The organism is Streptomyces sp. SM1, assembly GCF_002910825.1.
Classification (GTDB): domain Bacteria; phylum Actinomycetota; class Actinomycetes; order Streptomycetales; family Streptomycetaceae; genus Streptomyces; species Streptomyces okerensis.
In genome coordinates, this window is sequence record NZ_NEUB01000289.1 from 1 (window position 1) to 4,850 (window position 4,850).

5 protein-coding genes and 1 pseudogene are annotated in these 4,850 nt (G+C 75.1%); 3 read left to right on the plus strand and 3 right to left on the minus strand.

Going from position 1 to position 4,850, the window contains the following annotated elements; translation table 11 throughout:
- Positions 1-44 precede the first annotated feature (44 nt).
- Positions 45-1,244, plus strand: a complete 1,200-nt coding sequence (locus B9S61_RS07010) for a type ISP restriction/modification enzyme (protein WP_103541471.1) — start codon at positions 45-47, stop codon at positions 1,242-1,244.
- Positions 1,245-1,315: 71 nt separating this feature from the next.
- Here the strand turns inward: B9S61_RS07010 and B9S61_RS07015 are convergent, their stop codons facing one another.
- Positions 1,316-2,029 (minus strand): TetR/AcrR family transcriptional regulator, encoded by a 714-nt coding sequence (locus tag B9S61_RS07015; RefSeq protein WP_103541468.1) that lies wholly within the window; start codon positions 2,027-2,029, stop codon positions 1,316-1,318.
- A gap of 62 nt (positions 2,030-2,091) precedes the next feature.
- On the opposite strand from B9S61_RS07015, the pseudogene B9S61_RS07020 reads away from it, so the two are divergent.
- Both B9S61_RS07020 and B9S61_RS07025 read left to right on the plus strand, forming a co-directional pair.
- Positions 2,092-3,071 (plus strand): annotated as a pseudogene (locus B9S61_RS07020) (ATP-binding cassette domain-containing protein).
- Positions 3,068-3,847 (plus strand): ABC transporter permease, encoded by a 780-nt coding sequence (locus B9S61_RS07025; RefSeq protein ID WP_103541469.1) that lies wholly within the window; start codon positions 3,068-3,070, stop codon positions 3,845-3,847. The pseudogene B9S61_RS07020 and the gene B9S61_RS07025 overlap by 4 nt, the downstream one beginning before the upstream one ends.
- 176 nt (positions 3,848-4,023) lie before the next feature.
- On the opposite strand, the gene B9S61_RS07030 is transcribed toward B9S61_RS07025, so the two are convergent.
- Both B9S61_RS07030 and B9S61_RS07035 read right to left on the minus strand, forming a co-directional pair.
- Positions 4,024-4,299 carry a hypothetical protein gene (locus B9S61_RS07030; RefSeq protein WP_103541470.1) on the minus strand — a complete coding sequence of 92 codons (276 nt, stop codon included), beginning with the start codon at positions 4,297-4,299 and terminating at the stop codon, positions 4,024-4,026.
- A gap of 126 nt (positions 4,300-4,425) precedes the next feature.
- A partial coding sequence (locus B9S61_RS07035) for an anti-sigma factor (protein WP_146064740.1) occupies positions 4,426-4,850 on the minus strand: 425 nt, incomplete at its 5' end.

The window sequence follows — 4,850 nt, forward strand, 5'->3', positions numbered from 1 at the left end:
CGCGCCGCGGGCGGGAGTTCGCCGACCGGGTCCGGGGTCGTACGATGCCCAGCGTGACGCCCGACGACGCTCCGCTGCTGGCGGACCTCATGCCGTGGTCCGTCGCACCGCCGCGGCTCGGCCGGGGGTGGCCGGCGGCCCCCGACGCGGCGTCCCTGAAGGCCCGTTGGGACGCCCTGATGAAGGCCGGGGGTGCCGACCGCGAGGTCCTGTTCCGGCCGACCCGTTCCCGCACCCCGGACACGGCGGTCGGGCAGTTGCCGGGCCGGAGCGGCGGCACGGAGAAGCTGGCCCGCGCCTCGGGCCCGTGCCCCGAGCCGGTACGGGTCCTGCGCGCCCCGTTCGACGAGCAGTGGCTCATCCCCGATCAGCGGCTGATCGACGCCGCCCGGCCGGAGCTGTGGCGGGTGGCGGACGAGCGGCAGGTGTTCGCCGTCGAGGCGGTCACCGGGCGGGGCGGTGCCGCCGACGACTCCGCCGGACCGCCGCTGCTCGCCACCTCCCTGCTGCCCGTGCTCCGCACGGGGCGCGTCCGCCCGCTGTACCGCCGGCCGGGCGCCGCCGAGCCCAATCTCGCGCCGGGGCTGACGGACCATCTCGCGACCCGGCTCGGCCACGGCCCCTCCCCCGTGGACGTCCTCGCCTGGGCGACGGCGGTGGCCCGCCCCACGCGCTCGGGCCTCGCGGTGCCGCTCACCGGGGATCCGGAGGCCTGGGAGCGGGGTGTGGCGGTGGGCCGCCGGATGCTGTGGCTGATGCGGCGCGACGGGGAGCGGCCCAGGCTGCCGGGCGGACGCCGCCCGTACGTGCGTGCGCCGCTGCCCTCCCGGCCGCCGGCGGTGCGCTACGACCGGGAGGACGAGGCCCTGCTGCTCGACGAGGGCCGCGTCGCCCCCGTACCGCCCGCGGCATGGGACTTCGAGGCCGGTGGTGTCCGCGTGCTGGAGCAGTGGTTCGCGGCGCGCACGGAGGCTCCCGAGCCGGGCACGCTGGCCGCCGTCCGGCCGCCCGCCTGGCCGCAGACCTGGACCTCGGAGCTCCTGGAGCTCATCACGGTCCTCGCCCTGCTCGCCGAACTGCGCCCGCAGCGGGCGGCGTTGAGGGAGCGCACGATCCCCGCACCGATCACTGCGGCCGAACTGCGCGGGGCGGGCGTTCTCCCGGTCCCGGCCCCCGCCCGTCGGCCCGCATCGGTACTGGACGCACGGGAAGAGGGCCCGGAGGGCCAACTCACCCTGCTCTGACCGCCACTGCCCCCGAGGCGAGGACCCGGAGAGCCGGAGGGCCGACCGGCACCGCTCCGCCGGCCGCGGGATCAGTCGCCGGGGTCGAATCCGTCGAGCACACGGCCGAGCATCCGCTCGAACACCTCCTCCATGTCGACCGGCCCGGGGTTCTCGGTGATCCCGGCGGCCAGCCGGGGGTACGCGCCGGAGGCGAGCCGGCCGCCCACATAGGCGGCCCGCACGGCGTTCTCCTGCTCCTCGGACCAGGGCAGCGCGCGGGTGCGCTCGGCGGTGGCCAGCTCGTTGCCGACGTACATCGTCACCACGGCGTTGAGCATGGCGATCAGCTCCATCCGCGTGCCGTAGGACACCGGGAGCGGGTCCAGGCAGGCCAGGCAGTGCTCCACGAAGCGCAGGGAGTTGGGGCTGAAGCCGTAGACCGGTGACATCAGCCGGGGCAGCCAGGGGTGGCGGTGCATCAGCGCGCGCGTCTGGTGCGCCACCCGGAGCATGTCGGCACGCCAGTCACCGCCGGGCTCCCACAGCTCGTGCTCGCCGCCGACCGCGTCCACCATGAGCTCGTGGAGGTCCTCCTTGCGGGCGACGTAGTTGTACAGCGACATGGTGCCGCAGCCCAGTTCGGCGGCGACCCGGCGCATGGAGACCGCGTCCAGGCCCTCGGCGTCGGCGATCCGCACCGCCGCCGCCGCGATGTCGGCGCGTGTGTACGCCGGTCTCGGGCCGCGGCCGGTGCGCTCGCGGCGCGCCCAGATCACTTCGGGTTCGGCCGCTCGGCCCGCCATCGGTCATCACCTCCCCACCATCGTAGTTACGTACCGCGTACGTAGTGCGCTACGGTCACCCCATGGCAACTACGTACGCTGTACTTAGTGAGGGACTGGAGAAGCGTTTCGGGGACGTCCATGCCCTGCGCGGGCTGGATCTGGCGGTGGCCGAGGGCACCGTGTGCGGGATGCTCGGGCCCAACGGCGCGGGCAAGACGACGGCTGTCCGGCTGCTGACCACGCTGCTGCGGCCCGACGCGGGCTCCGCGCGGGTCGCGGGCCACGACCTGCTGCGGGAGGCCGCCGCCGTACGGCGCGGCATCGGCGTCACCGGACAGGACACCTCGATCGACGGGGACCTCACCGGGCGCCAGAACCTGCGGCTGTTCGCCGGCTGCACCGGGTGGGAGGGGCGGCGGGGCGGGCCGCCGACCTGCTCGAGCGTTTCGGGCTGACGGAGGCGGCCGACCGGCCGGCGTCCGGCTGGTCGGGCGGGATGCGCCGCCGGCTGGACCTGGCGGTGAGCCTGATCCGGCGCCCCGAGGTGCTCTTCCTGGACGAGCCGACGACCGGCCTGGACCCCGCGAGCCGGGCGCTGATCTGGGACGCGGTGCGCGAGCTGACCGGCGAGGGCACGACCGTCCTGCTCACCACCCAGTACCTGGAGGAGGCCGACCGGCTCGCCGACGACATCGCCCTGGTGGACCGGGGACGCGTCGCGCACACCGGATCCCCGGCCGAACTCAAGGCGCTGGTCGGCACGCACGCCGAGGTGGTCGTCGCGGACGCGGACGCGCTGACGGCGGCGGCCGCCGGGGTGCTCGACCGGCTCACCGGCTCCCAGCCCTCCCTGGACCGGGAGCGCAACGCGGCCGCCGCGGTCACCAGGGACGCGACGCTCACCCTCCCGCACCTGGTGCGCACGCTGGACGCGGCGGGCGTGCCGCTGCTCGACGCGAGCCTCAGACCCCCGACCCTCGACGACGTGTTCCTCCGGCTGACCGGGAGCCCCGGGGCCCCCACCGGCCGCCTCACCGACGACAAGGAGCGTGCGGCATGAACACGTTGGCGTACGACGGCACCGCGATGCTCGGCCGGCAGCTGCGGCGGCTGCGCAACAACCCGGGGCTGATGATCCTCAGCCAGACGATGCCCGTCAGCATGCTGCTGTTCTTCGGCTACGTCTTCGGCAGCGCGCTCGCCGTGCCGGGCACCGCGTACCGGTCGTTCCTGGTGCCGGGACTGCTGGTGGCCACGGCGGCGGGTGGGGTGATGACCGGCATGTTCCAGTCGGCCCAGGACGTGCACCGGGGCGTGACGGACCGGTTCCGCACGCTGCCGGTGAGCCGGGCGGCGGTGCCGCTGGGCCAGGCCCTCGCGGACGCACTGGTGACGGCGGCGGGGACGGTGCCGTTCCTGCTGGTGGGGCTCGCGGTCGGGTGGCGGGTGGAGGGGAGCGCACCGGCGGCGGGCGCCCTGGCGCTGCTGCTGCTGTTCCGGTTCGCGTGCGTGTGGACCGGGATCTACCTCGGTCTGCTCACCCGGAACGAGGAGGCGGCCGGTCAGCTGGGCGGGGCGACCTTCCTGCTGCCGCTGCTGTCCAGCGCGTACATCCCCACCGAAGGGCTGCCGGGATGGCTGCGCACGGTGGCGGAGTGGAATCCGATCAGCGCGGTGGCGACGGCGCTGCGGGATCTGTTCGGCAACGCGTCCGTGCCGGAAGGAGCGGCGTGGCCGGTGGCGCATCCCGACGCGGGGTCGCTGGCCTGGTGTGCGGTGCTGCTCGCGGTGTTCGTGCCGCTCGCGGTGCGGGAGTACGCGCACGGCAGGCGGTGAGGCGCGGGAAGGAGGGGAGCGGCCGGCGGACCCCCGGGATCGCTGCCGGGTGGAGCCGGGGGTGCCGGCCGGAGGACAGGGGGAGGACTCGGCGCGCCGGGTGCCCGGGGGCGCCGCGGGGATGACGGACGGGGCGGGGCGCTGCGCCGGGACGGTGGGACCGTCCGGCGCGGGCGCTACCGGCTGCCGAAGAGGGAGCGGCGCAGTCGGCGCAGCGGGGCGAACAGCGAGACTCGGCTCGTCCGGGCCCGCGAGCTCCTGGCGCCGCGGCCGTGCACGGGCTCACGCGCGGTCAGCTCACGCATCAGCGAGGTCGCCTCGGCCGTCTCCCGCTGCGGGACCGCCGGCCCCGCGAGAACCGAGAGATGGCGGTCGAGGCGCGAACTGCTCGCGCCGCTGCCGCAGGTGATCGCAGGGACCCTGGCCCTGCTGCGCACTGTTATCTGTTCCATGTCACTCCCCACCCGTACGAGTCCACCCGGCCCGGGCAGGGTAACCCTATCTCCCCGGCCGGGCACGCGTGTATCGAGGTCACGGGATTCACCTTCCCCGTAAGGGTGTTGACGAACCCGCGACGACTACTCTCCGAATCCGACCGTTTTCAGGGCGAGTTGCACGATGGGCTGGCTGGTGGGCTGTGGCGAGCCGCCGTCGGGCTCGACGGTCACCGCGAGTGATGTCGCCGAGGTGTCGAGGCCGGACGCGACCAGGGGCGTGTCGCCCTCGAAGAGCCCCAGGGAACGCGGCCGCTCCCCCGGGCCCATGAGCCAGAGCTGGCGCACACGTCCGTTCGGAGGGTCGTCGTATCCGCCCAGAGTGACGACCGCGCCGCGTGTCGATACGGAGGCGATCACTCCGATCGTGCGGCCCCGCGCGTCCCGGCCGCCGCTCGCACGGGCGTCCGGGGCGGCCAGAACGTGGGCGATCTCACGTGACCGGTCGCGTTCGGCGTCCAGCCGGTCCTGGGTGCGGTCCGCCTGGACGGCGAAGAGCGAGGCGACGA

Coding starts and splice junctions, on each gene's coding strand:
- B9S61_RS07010 (WP_103541471.1), top strand. CDS start 45: ATGCCCAGCGTGACGCCCGACGACGCTCCGCTGCTGGCGGACCTCATG.
- B9S61_RS07015 (WP_103541468.1), bottom strand. CDS start 2,029: ATGGCGGGCCGAGCGGCCGAACCCGAAGTGATCTGGGCGCGCCGCGAG.
- B9S61_RS07025 (WP_103541469.1), top strand. CDS start 3,068: ATGAACACGTTGGCGTACGACGGCACCGCGATGCTCGGCCGGCAGCTG.
- B9S61_RS07030 (WP_103541470.1), bottom strand. CDS start 4,299: ATGGAACAGATAACAGTGCGCAGCAGGGCCAGGGTCCCTGCGATCACC.